Origin of the sequence: Aerolutibacter ruishenii, from assembly GCF_007830115.1 — a bacterium.
Classification (GTDB): domain Bacteria; phylum Pseudomonadota; class Gammaproteobacteria; order Xanthomonadales; family Xanthomonadaceae; genus Aerolutibacter; species Aerolutibacter ruishenii.
The window spans coordinates 258,644-273,586 of record NZ_VLKP01000003.1 but is presented as its reverse complement, the minus strand read 5'-3'; the positions used below and the strand labels follow the sequence as shown (position 1 = coordinate 273,586).

The following is a 14,943-nucleotide window of genomic DNA, read 5'->3' as shown; positions in this document are numbered from 1 at the left end:
ATGGCACGCAAGGGAATGGAGGACGGCGCGGGGAAACCCGCGCCAGCGAAGTCCCGCGACTACTGGGGGAAAGACGACGCCCCCAAGGGGAACAGGCTGATCCAGCAGTTCCTGTTTGCAGCAGCTGCGGAGGACTTCAACGACCCATGGTTTCTGGAGCTCTTGCCGGAAGTCATTAAGTGCCTGCAGCGCTACGAACTCCATGAGGCCAGGACACTGGACGAGGCCTTCGAAGCCGCACGCCCGCCAGGTTATCGGCGTGCCGCCGCGCACAACCGTGCAACCAACAAGAAGGCCGTCCAGATTTTGGGCGGAAGGCTGCGCGATGCAGGTGCCGCGGTTGATGAGGCATTTTTCAAGGTCATCGGGAACCTGCGAGGGGTGGAGTCAACCCAAGCAAAGGACTGGTATTACGAGGGCAACCCGTCGACGGCACCGCGGCGCTTCGCCCCGCTACCTTCCATCTTCCAACCCTTCATCGGAGAGTTGACTTGGGTTGAGGGTTCCGCACTTCATCTTGGAAAGCGGAAATACACAAGAAATAGGTAGCCATAGCCTGTCCTCACCGCTCCGCACAGACGCGAGCGCCCACGAGAGGACAGGCCGTGAACACCCAAGAATCCACCTCCGCAGCTCCCCTGCTGCACAAGATCCCAGAGGCTTGCGCCCGACTCCAAGTCGGCCGCTCCACCCTCTACGAACTGATCGCCAGCGGCGAGATCCGCGCCATCAAGTTCGGCACCGCGACCCGGATCCCCGAGAGCGAGCTCCAGAAGGTCATCGCCGCGCGCATGCAGGTGCAGGCATGAAGCCCGCTCCCGAAGACGTGGAGGGCATGGCCAACGCGCTTCGCGAACTGGCGGCTCAAGCCAAGCACGCATCCAACATGGTCAAGACGCGCAAGGCGGCGATGCGCGTACTGCTGCACACGCGAGAGGGGCGGAAGTCCATCCAGGACACGGCCGACCTGCTGGGCGCGCTGTACCCCTCAGTCTGCGAAGCGATGGCCGCCATGGGCCCGGCACTGGGCGCGCTCAACCGTCTGCTGAAGCAGGCCCAGCGCGGGAGGTTCCAGGCATGACCGGACCTCACGCCGCGGCTGTCTATGCCGCCCAGTTCAGTCCTCGCGTCGACGAGCTGACTAAGCCTCTTCCCGATGCCGGCGACGCGTTCGCTGCGATGCTGGCTGACCTCGCGCGCGATCCCCAGCCTGAGCGCGTGGAGCGCGCCCTGGTGCGCCTGGAGGGAATCCGCCAGCACCTGCACCGCCTCCACGGCGCGCTGACGCGTGGGGATGGCGCAGATGGCCGATGAACCACGGAAGCGCCCCTTTGTCCTGCAGTGGCGATCTGCCGTGCTGAACAGTGCGGAGCCGGCCAGCACCAAGCTGACCCTGCTGATGCTGGCGGAGTACGCCGACACCCGCGGCGCCAACGCACTGCCGGGGATGAAGTCACTCGCCCAGCTCTCCTCCCAGAGTGAGCGCACCTGTCGCCGCGCGCTCGAGGATGCAGACGGGAAGTGGTTCACCAGGCAGCCGGTCAACGTCGGCGGGCAGCAGTGGCGAGGCTACGTCTACACGCTGCGCATCCCCGAAGGTGCGGACACCACGACCGCACGTAGCCGTAAAGGTGCGGTCACAGTGTCCGCAGCTGAACCCGAAAGGTGCGGACATTCGGAACCGAAGGTGCGGACATTGACGACAGAAGGTGCGGTCACAGTGTCCGATGAACTAGGTTCTAAGCTAGGAAAAGCAACTAGGGGGACGCGCTCACGCGCTGCACCCAAGGTCACGTTCGACAGCTGGATCGAAAACCACCCCACGCCGGATGACGTGATTCCTGCTGATCATGCTGTGAACCGGTTCGCCGAGAAGGCAGGCATCCCCGATGCGTTCATGGATCTCGCCTGGATCGCCTTTCAGGATCGTTACGCCGGCAACCCGAAGAGGTACGCCGACTGGCCGCGCGTCTTCCACAACGCCGTCCAAGGCGACTGGCTGAAGCTCTGGCGTTACGACCAGCAGAGCAGCAGCTGGGTGCTGACCACCGCCGGCTATCAGCTGCAGCTCAGCGAGGGCCAGCAGCAGAACAGGCCGAACCGTTTGCCGGTGCTCGAGGCCTAGATGGGCAAACTGAAGACACTCAAGCCACGCATCGGGGCATTGCCGCCCAGGCTCAAGCCGGTGCAGGCCGACCGGCAGGCCACGCGCCAGTACGCGACCAACAGCGCCCCTTGGCTGGCCCTGCGCCTCCAGGTGCTGCTGCGGGACGCGTACACCTGCCAGACCTGCGGGCGCGTCTGTGGGCGGAAGGGCGAGGCCCACGTCGACCACAGGGACGGCGACAGCAGCAACAACCACCTGACGAACCTCCAGACCCTGTGCGCTCCCTGCCACAGCAGGAAGACTTGCCTCGAGATGGGAGCGAACGGCCATGGATGAGGGCACGAACCCGGGGGCCATTGGAAAGTCTGGAACCCCCCAAACCAACGATACGCCTGCCCCCCCACGCGTGGATTTTTTTCGTGATTTGAAAAATTCAAATGAATGAGTTTTTGCGCAAAAAACGAATTTTGGAGGTTGACTATGGCAGCCCGTAACCGACTGCTAGGCGCCCTCTGCGCCACGATTGACGGTCGCGCGGACGCGACGACGGAACTGATCCTGGCCGAGATCCGGAGGGCTGGCTACTGGATAAGCGGCGATGGCCGCATCGGCGAGGGAGACTTGGCCACGATCCTGGGCATGGCTGCAGGTGCATTGGCCAACCGGCGACGGGAAGGCAAGGCGCCGCCCAGCTATGCCCTGGGCGGTGGTGGTCATCGGGTCACCTACCGCGTGACCGAGGTCGCGCAGTGGCTCGAGGCACACCGCAACGCCACCTAACCCCACACAACCTTATGGTTTGCACGGGGCGCGTTGCTGACCATGAAGTCCTCAACCGGAGGACACCATGGAACACAATCGAAAGATGACCCGCGGTATCCAGTGCGTGCGGGCTGAGGGCGAAGAGCCCGATATCAACGCGCTGGTCACTGGCCTCAACCAAGCGTTCGCCCAGTTCAAGACCAAGCACCAGTCCGAAGTCGACGATCTCCGCCGAGCCATCGACGAGCAGGCAACACAGGCCGCAGCCCGGCAGATGAACGGAAACCATGACCCGAACGCCGCCAAGCTGGACGGCGGTGGCGTCAAGGTGCTCCGCACCGCAGCGGAATTCCAAGCGCACTACGCCGGCAAGTCCGAGGGGCGCGAGGAAGGTCCTAGCCTGCAGGATTTCATGCGCGGCGTCGCTGGGATGAAGAGCACCGACGCGGTGCTGGCGTCGATGTCCACCGGTACCGATTCCGCGGGCGGTTACTCGGTCCCGACGAAGACCATGCCTGGCATCCTAAGCGCACTGGTCCCGGCATCCTCGTTGATGCAGGCCGGCGCCGGCATCGTCCCCATGGAGGCTGGCGCGAAAAGCGTCACCACGGCAGCGATTGACACCATCCCCACCGCGTCCTGGCGCGCAGAGCTGGGCAACGTTGCGGAGAGCGATCCCAGCCTGCGCGCGGTGACGGCAGCACCGAAGAGCCTGGCCTGCATCGTGCGGGTGTCTCGCGAACTGTTGGCCGATGGTACCGACGTGGACCGGGCGCTCCGTCTTACCATCGCGCAAGCCTTCGCCAAGGAACTGGATCGGGTCGGGCTGATGGGCTCCGGCACCGCGCCTGAGCCGCGCGGCCTGCGCAACACGTCCGGCATCAACATCGTGAGCATGGGCACCAACGGCGCGGCCCTTGCCAACTATGGGCCGCTGCTGAGTGCGCACTCCCCCATCATCGCCGCGAATGCCCCGGCGCCCACAGCCGACATCATGGCTGGCCGCACGCTCTTGGACTTCGAAGGCCTGGAGGACACGACCGGCCAGCAACTGCGCCGACCGCGCATGATCGAGACCATGCAGTTTCTGCCGACCAGCCAGTTGCCGGTGAACGTCACCCAGGGTACGTCGACTGACACCAGCGAGATCTACGTCGGTAACTTCTCCGGCCTCTACTTCCTGATGCGCGAGGCGATCTCGGTTCAGCTCCTGCGTGAGGCCTACGCCAAGACCGGCGAGATCGGTTTCCTCTGTCACGTTCGGGCGGATGTAGTCATCAATTACCCGCAACAGTTCGCGGTGATCACCGGCGTGAAGCCGGCTGTCTAACCGCAAGTCGATTCGCTGAACGGGTTCAGTGATCGGACCAGCCGGCGGTGTCCGCAACAACACCGGCAGCCGGGGCGCAATGGATAGATGCGTGACCCGGTAATCCATTCGCACTGAGGTGACCAATGGCTAGGTCTCTGGGGACTTTGACGATAGACCTGGCCATGCGGCTGGGAACGCTAGAAAGCGATGCAGGCCGCGCCGCGAACATCGCAGAGAAGCGCGCGAAGCAGATCGACGCGGCGTTCACCAAGGCCGGCGCCGCGATGGGCGCCTCCATCGCCGCCGGTGCCGGCATCGCGGCTGTCGCGATCAAGAGGACGATCGACGAGGCCGACAACTTCAGCAAGATGGCGAGCAAGATCGGCATCGCCACGGAATCCCTGACCCGCCTGGACTACGCGGCCAAGCTGTCCGACGTGTCCATGGAGCAGCTCAGCGGAGCCGTGCGCAAGCTGGGGCAGAACCAACTGGAAGCGCTGCAGGGGGGCAAGCAGTACGCCGCCCTGTTCAAGCAGCTCGGGATCGAAGTCGGCAGTGCGAAGAACGGCATCCGAGATGCCGGCGGGGTCATCACGGAACTGGCCGACGTCTTCGCGAAGATGCCGGACGGCGCCAACAAGACCGCCCTGGCGATCAAGCTGTTCGGCAAGTCCGGCGCGGACATGATCCCGCTACTGAACAGCGGTTCGAAGGCGCTGCAGGATTTCGCCGACAAGTCCGACGAGGTGGGCTACACGCTCAGCGGGACCACCGGCAAGGCGGCCGAAGAGTTCAATGACAAGCTCACCGAGGTGAAGCTGGGGATCGATGGGCTATGGCGCCAGGCGCTGCCCCAGCTGCTGCCCAAGCTGTCCGAGTTCGCGGACGTCATCTCCTCGCCCGACTTCCGCGACGGCTTCGCCACGATCATCAACGGGTCAATCACCGCCGTCGGGGCCCTGGTGAAGTTCACCACGACGCTGGCCAACACGACGAAGTTCGTCGGCGAAGAGCTGGCGGCCCGGTTCAACGGCCCGAGCCTGGATGACCAAGTACGCGTGGCTGAGAAGCTGGCACGGCTCCGGAAGACAGAGGGCGAGTTCGCGCAAATCCAACGTGGCCAGGCGCCGAATCTGGGCAACATCACCGAGATGAAGCCCGGGGACTTCCTGCGCCCCGTGGCCGACGTCCGGAAGCGCCTGCAGGCCGAGATCGCCGACTACGAGCAGCGGCTCAAGATCAGCCAGCAACTGGGCGAAGACGCCGCCGCGCGCGCGGCCAAGATCGCAGAGGATGCGGCCAAGGCGATTACCGTCCCGGACTGGACGGCCAACACTGGCGCAGCCAAGCGCACGGCCAAGGGCGGCAAGTCCGAGGCTCAGCGCCAGATGGAAGAGGCAGCCAAGGCGGCGGAGGCCCTCACGGAAGCGCAGGACAATGCTCGCCGCACGCTGGAAGACTGGCGCGCGGAGCTTGACGGCCCTGCGGCGCAGGCGCTGCTGAAGTATTCGCGGATGGAGCGTGATCTCGATGAGCAGGTCGCCGCCGGCGAGATCTCGTGGAAGCAGTACGCGGACGCGATGGGCATGGTCTCGGAGATGCGCGCCAAGGATGAGGCGCTGATGACCGACCAGCAGAAGGCGGCCAAGGCGCTGGCCGAGGCTCAGGCCGACGCCGCGGCGGAGTATGAGCGCACCTGGCGCGGTGCCGTGGAGTCGGTCTCCTACGCGTTCGCGGACTTCATCGCGGGCGGGATCAATTCGTTCAAGGACTTCGGCCGCGCGCTCAAGGACATTGCGCGCCGGATGATCGCCGACATCATCGGGCAGTTCGCGAACAACGCCCTGCAGAGCACCGTGGGCAACTGGCTGCGCGGCATCACCAGTGGCGGTTTCTCGCAGGCCGGCGGGCAAGGTGGCTGGATGCAGATGCTGTCGCAGATGTTCGGCGGCGGCAGCGGCGGGGGCCTCAGCTCGATTGGCGGGTGGCTGGGCAACCTGTTCGGCGGTGGCTCGTCGGCTGCCGCTGGCTCGCTCTACGGCTTCGGAAACGTGAGCAACCTTGCCGGCGTGGCGGGCGCGAGCAGCACGTTGGGCGGTGGCGCGGCGGCCGGGGGCAGTTCCGGCGCAATGTCGGGCTTGGCCAGCATCCCGGTGGTCGGCTGGATCATCGCCGGCATGATGGCTAATTCGGCCATGTTCGATAAGGGCTGGGACATCGGCAACGGCGAGAGCTGGGCTGGCAAGATCGCCACGCTGGGCGCGGTTGGCAACGCTGACAAGCTGTTCCGCAAGCTGGGCCTGGACAACAAGACCGCCTCGATCCTATCGGGCTCGTCGATCCATGCCGCGCTGTTCGGCCGCAAGAAGCCCGAGATCAAGGGCCAGGGCCTGATGGGCTCCATTGGCTTCGATGGTCTCGACGGCAAGATGTTCGCCGACATCGTCGAGAAGGGCGGCCTATTCCGTAGCGACAAGAAGTACTCCCGATACGGCGACGTGGATCCCGAGATCGACAGCGCGTTCGACGTGGCCGCGCGCCAGGTCTACAGCGGGGCGACGGCGCTGGCCAAGCAGTTGGGCGTGGACCTGACCGCGCAGCTGGCCGGCGTCAAGATCGACCTGGGCAAGGTCAAGCTGGACAAGGATCCCGAGAAGGCGCAGGCGCAGCTGGAGAAGCTGCTGATGGACATGGTCGAGCGGCTGGCCGGCGAGTCGGTGAAGGCGGCCGGCTTCCAGCACCTGCTGGACGATGGGTTCAAGGCCGGCGAGATCATGAACGCGCTGAGCGTGTCCATCGGCCTGGTCTCCGGCAGTGCCGAGGATCTGGGCCGTGCACTGAACGATGTCGAGCGCGCCGAAATCACCCAGGCGGTCGAGTGGTTCGAGAGGCTGGCCAACGTCAACGGCACCGAGCTCGCGGCGGAGATCGAGCGCGTGGTCGGCACGCTTTCCGCCTACTCCGACCTGATGACCGGCGTGGAGACGCAGCTGCTGACGGCCGGTCTGAATGACTACCAGCGCGCCCAGCTCGACGTGGAAATGGGCTACCGCGCCCAGGTCAAGCAGGCCAACGATCTGGCCAAGTCGCTGGGCCTATCCGGTGCGCGGGCGGAGGATCTGGCCAAGATCGAGCAGCTGCGCGCGGTGAACATGGCCGCCCTGCAGAAGCAGTACGAAGCGCAGAAAGACAACTTCCTGCAGGACTTGGGCCTCTCGGACCTGTCGCCGATGCGGGACGACCAGAAGCTGGCCAGCAGCATGCAGATGCTGCGCGAGGCGGTTGGCGCCGGTGACCTGCAGCGGGCCCAGCAGCTGAGCCAGCAGGCGCTTGGCTTCGGTCGCAATCTCTACGCCAGTGGCGCCGATTACAACGGGCTCTACGGCGAGGTGACCGGCCTGCTTGGCGGCATGACCGGCGGCGCGCTGGATGGCTTCACTGAGACCGGCCTGGACAACATCGCTGACATCCTGGAGGGCCTGCCTGACGAGTTCGCCCGCGCGCTGTTCCGCGAGGCCGCGCTGGCCACGCCGGTCACGCCCCCGCTGCCGACCACGCCCCCGCCGCTGCAGCCGCCTGGCGGCACCACGGGTGGCACCGGTGGGGACGATAGCGAGACGAACCGACTGCTGCGCCGACTGATCACGCTTGCCGAGGCGCAGACCAGCATCCAGCAATCGGACAGCCTCAACAGGTCGCTCAACGGAATGGCCGTGGTGTGATGCGCCGGGAATCGAACCCCCGGAGCAATTCCAGCACGGGGGCATCGGCGGGGGCATCGTTTTTTGGTGCGGTGCGGCAAGTTCGCGCAAATCAGCGACTTCCAGGGCGTTTTCGATAGGGCCCACCCCATCCACCTGAAAAGCCCTTGGCATCGCCAAGGGCTTTTTTCTGCCGCCGCCATCGTGCCAGCCAGCGTCAGTCAGCGAACGTCTCCCTGCAGCCGGTCTTCCGCATAGATCGCCACGTGCGGAACACCATCCGCGCCGATCCAGCCGCGGTACATGCCTTCGGTGTTGAAGGGCAGCGCAAACGTGCCGTCGCTGCCGAGGGCAATGGCACCGCCGTCACCACCGGCCTTGGGGATGTCGCCATTGATCACGCTCGCGGCGGCGCGGTCGATTCCCTGCCCCGACAGCCGGACACGGGCGCAGATCTCGTGGGCGGCGGCGGCCCGGATGTAGTACTCACCCCAGCCCGTGCCAGACACCGCGCAGCGACCATCGGCCCAGGTGCCGGCACCAACGATGGACGAATCGCCCACGCGGCCGTAGCGCTTGTTGGTCATGCCGCCAGTGGACGTGCCGGCGGCAAGACGCCCTTCGGCGTCGAGCGCCAGCGCACCCACCGTGCCGAAGTAGAAGATCCCGCGATCCAGGCGTGCCTGGCCTGAAGCTTCCTCCGCCAAGGCTTTCTGCAGTTGCTGCCAGCGCTTCTCGGTGCGGAACCACGCGGGGTCCACCAGTCCAATCCCCTGCTCCTTCGCAAACGCCTCCGCGCCCTCGCCCACCATCATCACGTGGCGCGATTTTTCCATCACGGCACGTGCCAGCAGGATGGGGTTCCTGACCCGGTGCACACCGGCCACCGCACCGGCCTTGCCGGTGGCGCCATCCATCAGCGAAGCGTCCAGTTCATTGCGTCCGTCATGGGTGAATACCGCACCGCGCCCGGCATTGAACTGCGGCGCATCCTCCAGGACGGTGATGGCGGCCGTCACCGCGTCCACGGCAGGCGCACCGGCGCGCAACCGGGCGTGTCCGGCGCGCAGTGCCGCTTCCAGTGCCTGCCGTGCGGCGGCCTCGTCGGCCGGCGTCATGCCCGCACGCTCAACGCCCGCGCCGCCATGGATGACCAGCACGGGGGCGTCCTTTGCCACCAGCACGCCCTCGTGCACGGCATATCGGTGCTGGAACGCCGGGCGATCCACTTGCCCTCCGGGAAGGTGAAGCACCGAGCCCGCGCCGATGCCCACCACGTCGACCCGCGGCTGGTCCATGGCCGCATCCTCGGCCTGGTTGTCGAACCCACCCTTCACCAGCAGCGCGCCAGCGCCGGGCGATGTGGCATAGACCCGCCCGCTGCCATCCCCCTCCACGGCGACGGCGGCATCTTCGTCCACGCCCAGCCCCAACAGTGGACGCCTGACCATGGATTCGGCCTTGGCCACGAACGCGACCAGTCTGCCCAGGCGGTTGCGCTCGCTGAAGTGGGTATCGGTCACCACGCCCTTGAGCTGCGCCAAATGCAGGAAGTCGGTCTCGATGGTGTTGTCAGGCCCGAGTGGGTCGGCCAGGGCGCGTGGACTGGTGATGCTGCCGCCATCCATCGCTCCGTACAGGTACTCGCCCAGCATGGCCAATCCGGCGCTGGTACCGCCCAAGGGCTTGCCCGCACGCACGTGGGCATCCAGCAGCTCCGCCACCGGCGTGCCGCGCCAGTACCGCACGTAGCGTGACTGGTCACCGCCGGCAATGAAGATGCCATCGGCCCGCTTGAGGCTGCGCAGGATGGCCGGATCGGTCGCGGCTTCACGGTCCTTGAAGACAAAGGTTTCGACCGATGCTATGCCGCCGACGTCGTTGAAGAATTCCTCGCCGATCTCGCCTGCCTGGGACGCGCGCAGCACGACGATGTGGCCATGTCCGGCCTTCGCCATGAACCAGCGCAGCGCTTCGAAGTTGCGGTCGCCTCCTCCCATCAGCAGCAGGCCGGGCTGCACACGGCCGGGCGTCTTCGCCGCCGGATCGCCGAGCAGGTAGTGGCCATAGTCGGCGGCATGCACCGGCCAAGCCAGTACGCCTGCGATGAGCATCGCCAACATCCACCGGAACCTGCCCAACGCTCTCTTCATGCCGCGACTCCCCGAGGTTGATGGCGGACGGCGCCTGTCACCGGCCAGCACTTTGGAGTAGACGAACCGCGGGCCGGCTTCCCCCATGCGGGTGGGCCTGCGGTTGGGCTAGAGTGCGGCCATGCCAACCGAACTTGACGACTGGTTCGTCCACGAGATCCTTGTACACGAGCGTGCACTGACGCTGTTCCTGCAGCGCTGTTGGCCACACCGGGACGAATGGCACGACCTGCGCCAGGAGGTTTACGCGCGCGTCTACGAGTCCGCCGCGCGCAACCGGCCGACGGCCCCGAAGGCCTTCCTGTTCACCGCGGCGCGCCACCTCATGACGGACCGTTTGCGCCGAAGCCGGGTGGTATCGATCGACTCGGTGGGTGATTTCGAGGCTTCGAACGTCTACCTGATAGACGAGGTGTCGCCAGAGCGATGGATGGGCACGCGCCAGGCGCTGAAGCGGTTGGTCGAGGCGCTGGACCGGCTGCCCGAACGTTGCCGCGAGGTCGTGTGGCTGCGCCGCGTGGAGGAGTTGCGCCAGAAGGAAGTTGCCGTGCGCCTTGGCATCAGCGAGAAGACCGTGGAAAAACACTTGGCCAAGGGTATGCGCCTGATCGCCGACCACCTGTATGGTGGCGACCCGCTGGCAGGGCATGTCCGCCCACCTGGCCGCGTGCTGGCCGATGACGAGGACCAGGGACATGGACGACAGCAGGCAGATTGAACGCGACGCGGCCGGCTGGCTGGTGCGTTTCCACGCCGATGACTGGGACGAGGGCCAGCGGGAGGCGCTGGATGCCTGGCTATCGGCGAGTACGCGCCATCGGGTCGCCTTCCTGCGTTTGCAGGCCGCCTGGCACGAGACCGGGCGCTTGCAGGCGCTGGCCGCCGGACCTTACGGCGGCGGCGTGCCGGAACGCCGGTCAGGTACCGCGCCTGGCATCGGTCCAGCCACCATGTCTACTGCGACAGAGGCCACGCGCCTGCCGGATCTGGACAACCTCACCTTCGCAGCACGGCCCGCCAGCCCCTCGCGTCGTGGCGGATGGCGGCATGCGCTGGCCGCAAGCGTGGCGACCATCGCAGTCGGCTTGGCGGCCTGGGCGGGCTGGCAACTCACCGGTCGCCACGAATCCAGCGTTGCCAGCGGCATGGGCCAAGTGCAAACGTTCACGCTGGCCGACGGGTCGGTGGCAACCCTGAGCAGCGACAGCCGCGTGCACGTGCGGTTCACCCGCGGTCGCCGTGACGTGACCCTTGTGAGCGGCGAAGCGTATTTCGACGTGGCAAGGGACACGAGGCGCCCGTTCGTGGTCAAGGCGGATGGGCGTCGCGTGGCGGCGGTAGGCACGCGCTTTTCCGTACGCCGCGACGCGCAGGCCCTGCGCGTGGTGGTGACCGAAGGCAAGGTGCGACTGGACGCCCATCCCTCGGCCGATGGCCGCGCCTCCCCGGTATCGCTGCTGCCGGCCGGCAGCGTGGCGACCGCCAGCCGGGCCGGAGTGCTGGTGCAGTCCATGCCGGTTGCCGAGGCGGAGCGCTTCCTGGAGTGGCGCAGTGGGTTCCTGACCTTCAATGACGCCACGCTCGCGGTCGCCGCCAACGAGTTCAACCGGTTCAACCGGCGCAAGCTGGAGTTGGGCGATCCCGAGGTCGCCCGCCTGCACGTGGGCGGCAACTTCCGCTGGTCCAACCTCGACGCCTTCGTGACGCTGCTGGAGCTGGGGTTCCCGGTGCGCGCCGAACGGCTACCCGACCGGATCGTGTTGCATTCGGACTAGTGCGCCTGCCCAAGGGGGGATTCAGCCGGCTCGTTCGTCCTCGTTTCACGGGGGGCGTCATTTCCGACGCCAAGGGGAGAATCGTTGATGCGTAAATCCATGCGTGTGTTGTTGTTGAGCCTTGCCTGTTCCGCGGCGTTGGCGGCACAGGCGCAAGCGTCGTCATCACCGGCCCGGATCGATGTCCCGGCCGGCGAACTGACCACGGCCCTGAACATGTTGGCCCGGCAGTCGGCGACCCAGTTGGTCTACCGGGCCGATCAGTTGAAGGGCGTGCACACACGCGGCGTGCAAGGCGCGGCCACGCCTGACCAGGCCTTGGCCGCGCTGTTGCGCGGCAGCGGTTTCTCCGCACGCCGCGATGCCGCATCCGGCGCCGTCCTGATCGTCGCCGACACGTCAAAGCGGCGACCGGCACCGCCACCGCCGTCGCCCGAACCGCAGGCGGCCGGTGGTGGTTCGACCCAGGCCGCCCCGGAACCGCCGGTATCCAACGTTGACGCAGTGCAGGTGACCGGCTCGCGCATCCCCCGCTCACAGGTCGAAGGCCCCGCACCGATTTCGGTGATCACCGCGGAAGAGATCGAGTCGGCCGGCTTCACTTCCGTTCCGGACGTACTGCGCTCGATGACCCAGAACGGCGGCGAGACACAAAGCCAGCAGTCCGCTGGCGGTGCGGATTTCTCACCCGGCGCCCAGCAGGTCGACCTGCGTGGGCTGGGACCCAACCACACCCTGGTCCTGGTAAACGGCCGCCGCATCGCGGACTTCCCGCTGCCCTTCAAGGGGCGTAGCAACTTCACCGACATTTCCAGCATTCCGCTGGGCATGATCGACCGGATCGAGGTGCTGACCGGTAGCGCGTCGGCGATCTACGGCTCCGATGCCATCTCGGGCGTCGTCAACTTCATCCTGAAAAAGAGCGCCGACGGCACCACCGTCGATTACCGCTATGGCTGGACGGAAGCAGGCGGCGGCGACTCGCACGCGCTCAACCTGTCCAGTGGCTTTTCGCGTGGGTCGTTCAATGCCGTGGCCGGGCTGGAGTATCGCAAGCAGAAGCCGTTGTGGGGCTTCGACCGCGAGCAGCAGGACTCCAGCAACGATGCGCCCTCGTCCCGTTATGCCTATCCGCCGCGCAATTTCCTGATCACCGACTGGTGGGACGACTACATCGACCCAGGCCAGGACACCTGCGACGCGCTGTCCGGTCTCAACGACGGCACCATGGGCTATGCCTTTCGTCGCAATTACGGCTACTACTGTGGCAGCGACCGCGCAGTCGCGTACCGGACCATCACCAGCGAGCGCGAAGGCGTCAACACGTACGCTTCGATGAGCTATGCGTTCGAGAACGGCAGCGAGTGGTTCGCCGACGTGCAGGCGGGGCGACACGAGGTATCGCTGTTTCGCGGCCCCCGCAGCTGGTCGCTGATGACGCCCGATGGCAACGAGGAAGGCTATTTCTTCAACCAGGCCACCGACCAGGTCGAGTACTGGCAGCGCCAGTTCACCCTGGAGGAAATGGGCGGCCTGGGGAACGGCATGGTGAACACCGTACAGAGGACGTTCGGGGTCACCACCGGCTTCCGCGGCAGCGTATGGGGTGATTGGGACTACGAGGCGGCACTCAGCCACTCGCAGTACAAGGCCACGATCAGCTGGCCGCAGATCATCGCGGCCAAGGCCAACGCACTCTTCCTGGGCCCGCAACTGGGCTACGACGAAGACGGTTTCCCGATCTTCAATGCCAGCCATGATCGACTGTACCGCCCCCTGAGCCGCTCCGAGTACGACAGCATCGCGGCCTATACCCGGTACCACCCCGAGTCGTCTGGCCAGTCGCTGTCGTTGACCCTGACCCAGGCCGAACTGTTCGAGCTGCCCGGGGGCGCGGCCGGCTTTGCCGCCACCGCCGAGTTTGGGCACCAGCAGTACGACCTGAAGCCGGATCCGCTGGCGACCCAGTACTACTACTACAGCTGGAAGGACTCCGACGGCCACGGCAGCCGCAATCGCTGGGCGCTCGCCAGTGAATTGCGCATGCCGCTGCACGACACCTTCAGCCTGAGCGTGGCTGGCCGCTACGACCAGTACCGGTTCGCGGGCAACACGACCGGAAAAGCCACGTGGAGCACGGGCCTGGAATGGCGTCCCGTGGAAAGCCTGCTGGTGCGCGGTTCGTATGGCACCGCGTTCCGCGCGCCCGACCTGCACTATGTCTTCGCCGGGATCGGCAATGACGAGACCTCGGGCACCGACTACTACAACTGCCTGCTGGACGGCGCTGACGATTGCGAGGACTACTCGGAAGGCCTGATCCGCACGCGCGAAGGCAACCGCGAACTGGACTCCGAGACCAGCACATCATGGACCGCCGGGCTGGTCTGGTCGCCGTTGCAGGGGTTGGACCTGTCGGCCGACTGGTTCGACATCGACATGCGCGACCAGGTCCAGGACATGAGCGTCGACGCCATCCTGCGCGATGAAGCATCCTGCCGCCTGGGCACGCTGGACATCGCCTCCCCCACCTGCGTGGACGCGCTTTCGCGGATCACGCGTAGCGGCAATGGTTCGTTGTACGGGATCTACGTCAACCCGATCAACGTCGCGCGCGAAACCACCAGCGGCGTGGACGTCAGCGGCCGCTACCGGTTCGAGACGCCCATCGGCCGGTTCACGGTCTCCGCCAACCATACCTGGGTCGACCACCACGATTTCCAGCAGTTCCCCAGCGACCCGGTCGAGGACCAGTTCGCGGTCAACAGCGGCTTCGACATCCCGCGGACGAAGTCCAGCGCCACCGTCACCTGGGAGTTGAACCAGTGGTCGGCAACGTTGCACGGACAGCGCCTGGGCAGGCTGCCCAACGGCTGGTCCTATGACCAGGTGTGGGAGGACGGCGATCAGGGTCCTTACGTGTCCGCCACGTACCGCTACAACGCATCGATGCAATATCGGTTCAATGACCGCGCAAGGCTGGCGGTGTCGGTGACCAACCTGTTCGACAAGATGCCGCCCAAGGACCCGACCTACACGTCGTATCCGTACTACGACATCTCGTGGTTCGACGCGGTGGGCCGTTCGTTCAACGTGCAGTACACGCACAAGTTCGGCGGCACCGCTTTGTAAG

The 14,943-nt window shown here is 66.1% G+C and carries 13 protein-coding genes and 1 pseudogene; 12 read left to right on the top strand and 2 right to left on the bottom strand.

Annotated elements, in window-relative coordinates:
- The 9 genes from IP93_RS05280 (at position 1) to IP93_RS05240 (ending at position 7,903) form a co-directional block, all read left to right on the top strand.
- Positions 1-549: a hypothetical protein gene (locus IP93_RS05280; protein WP_144812940.1), complete on the top strand. Its 549-nt coding sequence runs from the start codon at positions 1-3 to the stop codon at positions 547-549.
- Positions 550-605: 56 nt separating this feature from the next.
- Positions 606-809, top strand: coding sequence for a helix-turn-helix domain-containing protein (locus tag IP93_RS05275; protein WP_144812938.1), 204 nt, complete (start codon positions 606-608; stop codon positions 807-809).
- Entirely contained in the window at positions 806-1,081 is a 276-nt protein-coding gene (locus IP93_RS05270; protein WP_144812935.1) for a hypothetical protein, read from the top strand. The genes IP93_RS05275 and IP93_RS05270 overlap by 4 nt, the downstream gene beginning before the upstream one ends.
- The gene (locus IP93_RS05265) at positions 1,078-1,314 is read left to right on the top strand and encodes a hypothetical protein (RefSeq protein WP_144812933.1); all 237 of its coding nucleotides are present in this window, start codon (positions 1,078-1,080) and stop codon (positions 1,312-1,314) included. Before IP93_RS05270 ends, IP93_RS05265 begins: the two co-directional genes overlap by 4 nt.
- Positions 1,304-2,125 carry a helix-turn-helix domain-containing protein gene (locus IP93_RS05260; protein ID WP_144812930.1) on the top strand — a complete coding sequence of 274 codons (822 nt, stop codon included), beginning with the start codon at positions 1,304-1,306 and terminating at the stop codon, positions 2,123-2,125. Before IP93_RS05265 ends, IP93_RS05260 begins: the two co-directional genes overlap by 11 nt.
- Positions 2,126-2,443 (top strand): HNH endonuclease, encoded by a 318-nt coding sequence (locus IP93_RS05255; protein ID WP_144812927.1) that lies wholly within the window; start codon positions 2,126-2,128, stop codon positions 2,441-2,443. It abuts the gene before it with no gap.
- 144 nt (positions 2,444-2,587) lie between these two features.
- Positions 2,588-2,887: a helix-turn-helix transcriptional regulator gene (locus tag IP93_RS05250; RefSeq protein ID WP_144812924.1), complete on the top strand. Its 300-nt coding sequence runs from the start codon at positions 2,588-2,590 to the stop codon at positions 2,885-2,887.
- Between the two features lie 85 nt (positions 2,888-2,972).
- Positions 2,973-4,199 (top strand): phage major capsid protein, encoded by a 1,227-nt coding sequence (locus IP93_RS05245; protein WP_158636274.1) that lies wholly within the window; start codon positions 2,973-2,975, stop codon positions 4,197-4,199.
- Positions 4,200-4,363: 164 nt separating this feature from the next.
- Positions 4,364-7,903 carry a phage tail tape measure protein gene (locus tag IP93_RS05240; RefSeq protein ID WP_144812919.1) on the top strand — a complete coding sequence of 1,180 codons (3,540 nt, stop codon included), beginning with the start codon at positions 4,364-4,366 and terminating at the stop codon, positions 7,901-7,903.
- A 200-nt stretch (positions 7,904-8,103) separates the two neighbouring features.
- On the opposite strand, the gene IP93_RS16020 is transcribed toward IP93_RS05240, so the two are convergent.
- Both IP93_RS16020 and IP93_RS16015 read right to left on the bottom strand, forming a co-directional pair.
- Positions 8,104-9,078, bottom strand: a complete 975-nt coding sequence (locus tag IP93_RS16020; RefSeq protein WP_338419406.1) for an isoaspartyl peptidase/L-asparaginase family protein — start codon at positions 9,076-9,078, stop codon at positions 8,104-8,106.
- 201 nt (positions 9,079-9,279) lie between these two features.
- A pseudogene (locus IP93_RS16015) lies at positions 9,280-9,840 on the bottom strand (cyanophycinase); the annotation flags it as partial.
- Between the two features lie 316 nt (positions 9,841-10,156).
- Between IP93_RS16015 and IP93_RS05230 the strand changes: the two are divergent.
- The 3 genes from IP93_RS05230 to IP93_RS05220 all read left to right on the top strand — a co-directional run bounded on the left by IP93_RS05230 (position 10,157) and on the right by IP93_RS05220 (position 14,942).
- Positions 10,157-10,753 (top strand): RNA polymerase sigma factor, encoded by a 597-nt coding sequence (locus IP93_RS05230; protein ID WP_144812914.1) that lies wholly within the window; start codon positions 10,157-10,159, stop codon positions 10,751-10,753.
- On the top strand, positions 10,731-11,810 hold the full coding sequence (locus tag IP93_RS05225; protein ID WP_144812911.1) for a FecR family protein: 1,080 nt from the start codon (positions 10,731-10,733) through the stop codon (positions 11,808-11,810). The genes IP93_RS05230 and IP93_RS05225 overlap by 23 nt, the downstream gene beginning before the upstream one ends.
- An 87-nt stretch (positions 11,811-11,897) precedes the next feature.
- Entirely contained in the window at positions 11,898-14,942 is a 3,045-nt protein-coding gene (locus IP93_RS05220) for a TonB-dependent receptor (protein WP_144812908.1), read from the top strand.
- Position 14,943 lies beyond the last annotated feature (1 nt).